The sequence below is a fragment of the Alcanivorax sp. HI0044 genome (genome assembly GCF_001634945.1).
Window position 1 is genome coordinate 1 of sequence record NZ_LWEZ01001158.1, and the last position, 3,632, is coordinate 3,632.

The window sequence follows — 3,632 nt, forward strand, 5'->3', positions numbered from 1 at the left end:
TCACGTCATCGACGGAGGACAGGATGGCTGCTATTTTTTGTTGTTCGGGGAGAGGGGGGACTGGCACCTGAAGATTTTCTAGGATTGTTGTATTAATTGAGGTGCGCGTTGAGCCGACTGATTCGCCTACAATTTCTTTCTGGATTTCATCGGTTCTTAGTCCATACACCAAGAACTCTGGGTTTACCTTTTTCAGATCAACCCTCATTCGCAATGTCTGCCCCGATATAACCCACCCACTTTCTCGTTTAGTGGTTAGAAAACAGCTCCCAACCCTCCCTACTCGACTGAAAACAATATCGCCCACCTTGAGTCTGTATCGATTAAGCCGCTCAGCATCTTCATGCGATATCTTTGGAATGTCTCTCTCATCTAATCCGTAGTCCTTAATATTTCTAATTAGGATTAGAGGAACCCCATCACTTTTGTAGTCGGACGCATGTAACTGGGCCCCAAAAGGCCCGGTCTGAACCGTATCCTTATGGTTATTTCCGAGCTCTAAAATTGTTGCCTCTTCCCACCCATGGGGCACAGCATTACTCATACCCCAGCTCCTGTAGATACCCCTTCATCACGCTCTCAGCATCCGCAACCTGGGCATCCAGCTCGCTCAGTGAGACACGATACTTGTCCCACCAGCGCTCCAACTGGGCAATGACTTTGGCATCCACTTCACCCGCGGCATCCCGAATGGCTTCCTTGCTGTCGATCTCCGGCTTGAAGTCGTAATACCCTTCACCCGCTGACGGCTCCTCATCCCGCCTCACAAACACCGCAGACACATCAAAGTCTTCCAGGATTTCTTCGCGGATATACTCGCTTTCCACTTCCCGCACCGGGATGCCGCCGTGGAGGATGGCGCGCACGTCGAAGATTTCCGGGGGCGGGCTGGTGTCGGCGTAGCGGCGAATGTTGAGGTTGAAGTCGTTTTCCTCAATCTCGGCCAGCGGCACCACTTTGGAATAGCGCTTGATCTCTTCGAAGTGCTCGAAGGTGTGGACGATCTTGGCGATATCCTGCTGGCGCAGCTTGTTCTGATTCTTGCCTTCCTCGTATTCCAGCTCACTGTTGATAAACAAAACCTTGCCACGGCGTGAGGCGGGCTTGGCCTTGTTGACGATCAGCAGGCAGGCGGGAATGCCGGTACCGTAGAACAGGGCGGCGGGCAGGCCGATGACGGCTTCCAGCAGGTCGTCATTGAGAATGCCCTGGCGGATGGCCTTTTCGCTGGAGCCCCGGAACAGCACGCCGTGGGGCATGACCACGCCCATCATGCCCTCAGCGTTGAGGCTGGCGATCATGTGCTGCACGAAGGCCAGGTCGCCGGCGTCCTTGGGCGGGGTGCCGTAGGGGAAGCGGCCATAGGCATCGCTGTCGGCTTCTTCCTTGCCCCACTTCTTCAGGCTGAAGGGGGGATTGGCGATCACCCGGTCGAAGGTCATCAGCGCCCCAGCTTCGGTGTGCTGCGGCTCACGCAGGGTGTCGCCCTTCTTGATGTCGGCGCTGTAGACCCCATGCAGGAACATGTTCATCTTGCAGATGGCCCAGGTGTTCAGGTTCATCTCCTGCCCGTAGAGGGACAGGTTGGTCTTGTTCTCGCCGTGGGTGGCCAGGTAGTTGCGGGTTTGCACCAGCATACCGCCGGAACCAGCAGTGGGATCGTAGATGCGCATGCCGGCGTGGGGCTTGAGCAGGGACACCAGCAACTGCACCACTTCCGAGGGGGTATAGAACTCACCACCCTTCTTGCCGGCGCTGTCGGCGAACATCTTGATCAGGTATTCGTAGGCGGTGCCGAGCAGGTCGGAGCGCTCGAAATCGGCGTTGCGCAGCCGGTGTTTACTGAAGTGGCTGAGCAAATCCTGCAGCTTTTTGTCGGTGAGCTTGTTCTTGATGTTGAAGTCGATGGACGCCAGCACGCCTTCCAGTGAGTGGTTTTTTTCTTCGATGGCCTCCATGGCCACGTTCAGGGTTTCCCCGATATTGTGCTTTTCGTTTTTCAAGGCATCCCAGCGGGCACTGGCCGGGATGTAGAAGGTCTTGTCGTACTCGTCCTCGTCGTCGGCCAGCGCTTCGGCTTGCTGCCGGGACTTGCCCTTGCCCAGGTAATACTTGACCACCTTTTCCTGGGCTTCCTCAAACGCATCAGAAAGGCGCTTGAGGAACAGCATGCCGAAAATGTAATCCTTGTACTCGGAGGCATCCATATTGCCGCGCAGGATATCGGCGGCTTCCCAGAGGAAGGATTCCAGTTGTTGCAGGGTGAGCTTTGGGGTCATTAGGTCTGTCTCGGTGTTGTCTTTGTCGCCCGGCGCCCGTTTGCGAGCACCGTGGCCGGTTATTCTTCGTTGAAGTAGTCGCTGTCGATCTGCTTCACGGCATAGGTTTCCTTGATTCCCACCCCCAAGTTGTACTGAATCATCAGCTTGGCCAGCTCCTGGCCGTCGATGAGTACGATCTTTTTCTCGATCAGCCCCACATATTCACGGGCGTCGGCACTGAATTTGGAGGTGGTGATAAACACCCCCTTGCGGGCACGCTGCATGTCCAGCGCCCCGGCAAAGCCCTGGACCTCCGGGCGCCCCACCCCTTTCTCGGTATAGCGTTTCGCCTGCAGGTAGATCACATCCAGGCCTAGCGGATCTTCCTTGATGATGCCGTCGATGCCGCCATCACTGGTGTAACGTGTGGCCTGCCCGGCATCCTCGCGGGAGCCTCCATAGCCCATGGCCAGCATCAGATCGACTACCAGTTTCTCGAAGAAGGATGGCGACGCCGCTGTAATGGTATCCAGCAACTCATCGGCGAGGGAATCCATGAGCGAGGTATAAGCCTGCTGGAGCTGCTCATCCGGGGTATCACTTCGCTCGTCTTCAGTGTTATTTGATGAAGACGGCTCTTCATTGGAGGGGGTATGCGTGTGGAATTCGACAAATTCCGGAAAGCGTTTTAAATACTTAACGTCGATACGACCGGGACAATCTGCGAGTACTTCCCGGCCCCGCTCGGTGATCTGGACTTCGCCTCTATTGGGGCTGATCAATAGTCCCGCTTTTTTCATATAAGTCCGAGACCAACCGACACGATTTTTGATAATCGTTTGTTTCCCGGAAGGAAGGCGCTTTGCTATTTCTTCTTCAGCCAGCTGAAAGTGCTCGCACACATCCTCCAGAACATCTGACATCTGTTTTGGCATCCCATCTTGGATAGATTCCAACACGGGGCGCATCACGGACTGGAAGTCAGGGATCGGCACCAGGCTCTCTCCTTGTTTGCAGGCGCAAAAAATATTTACCGCGTCGGCAATGGCATGCCGAGATTATAAGAATTTTTAATTAGAACGAATGATGTTAAGTGCCGGACCAGGCGAGAACAAGACATAAAAAAAGCCCGGCAGTTGCCGTAATGCCGTTCACTTAAGCATTGCAGGCAGAGCGGGGCTTTCCGAAAATCCGGTTTCCACTCGCGGGAAGCCGGATTTTTTGTGTCTTTACAGCAGTCTCTTTTCGATATTGATGCCCTTCAGTCCTTCTCTGACCTGAGCACCTTCACCCAGAACATCCCCGTTGAATGGGTTGAGTCGGCGCTCCAATTGTCCTCCAAAGCAACGATTCGTCGGCGGCGCCTCCCCA

General features: G+C 54.9%; 4 protein-coding genes. 1 reads left to right on the forward strand and 3 read right to left on the reverse strand.

What is annotated here, in order from left to right; all coding sequences use genetic code 11:
• The 3 genes from A3730_RS14985 to A3730_RS14995 form a co-directional block, all read right to left on the reverse strand.
• Positions 1-544, reverse strand: a 544-nt coding sequence (locus tag A3730_RS14985) for a restriction endonuclease subunit S (RefSeq protein ID WP_197477489.1), incomplete at its 3' end; no start/stop codon positions are given.
• Positions 537-2,279: a type I restriction-modification system subunit M gene (locus tag A3730_RS14990; protein WP_063521583.1), complete on the reverse strand. Its 1,743-nt coding sequence runs from the start codon at positions 2,277-2,279 to the stop codon at positions 537-539. The genes A3730_RS14985 and A3730_RS14990, both read right to left, overlap by 8 nt.
• A 59-nt stretch (positions 2,280-2,338) precedes the next feature.
• On the reverse strand, positions 2,339-3,229 hold the full coding sequence (locus A3730_RS14995) for a restriction endonuclease (RefSeq protein WP_063519849.1): 891 nt from the start codon (positions 3,227-3,229) through the stop codon (positions 2,339-2,341).
• A 255-nt stretch (positions 3,230-3,484) separates the two neighbouring features.
• Here A3730_RS14995 and A3730_RS29755 point away from each other — a divergent pair.
• On the forward strand, positions 3,485-3,632 hold a 148-nt coding region (locus A3730_RS29755), incomplete at its 3' end, for a transposase domain-containing protein (protein WP_197477490.1).

Coding starts and splice junctions, on each gene's coding strand:
- A3730_RS14990 (WP_063521583.1), bottom strand. CDS start 2,279: ATGACCCCAAAGCTCACCCTGCAACAACTGGAATCCTTCCTCTGGGAA.
- A3730_RS14995 (WP_063519849.1), bottom strand. CDS start 3,229: ATGCGCCCCGTGTTGGAATCTATCCAAGATGGGATGCCAAAACAGATG.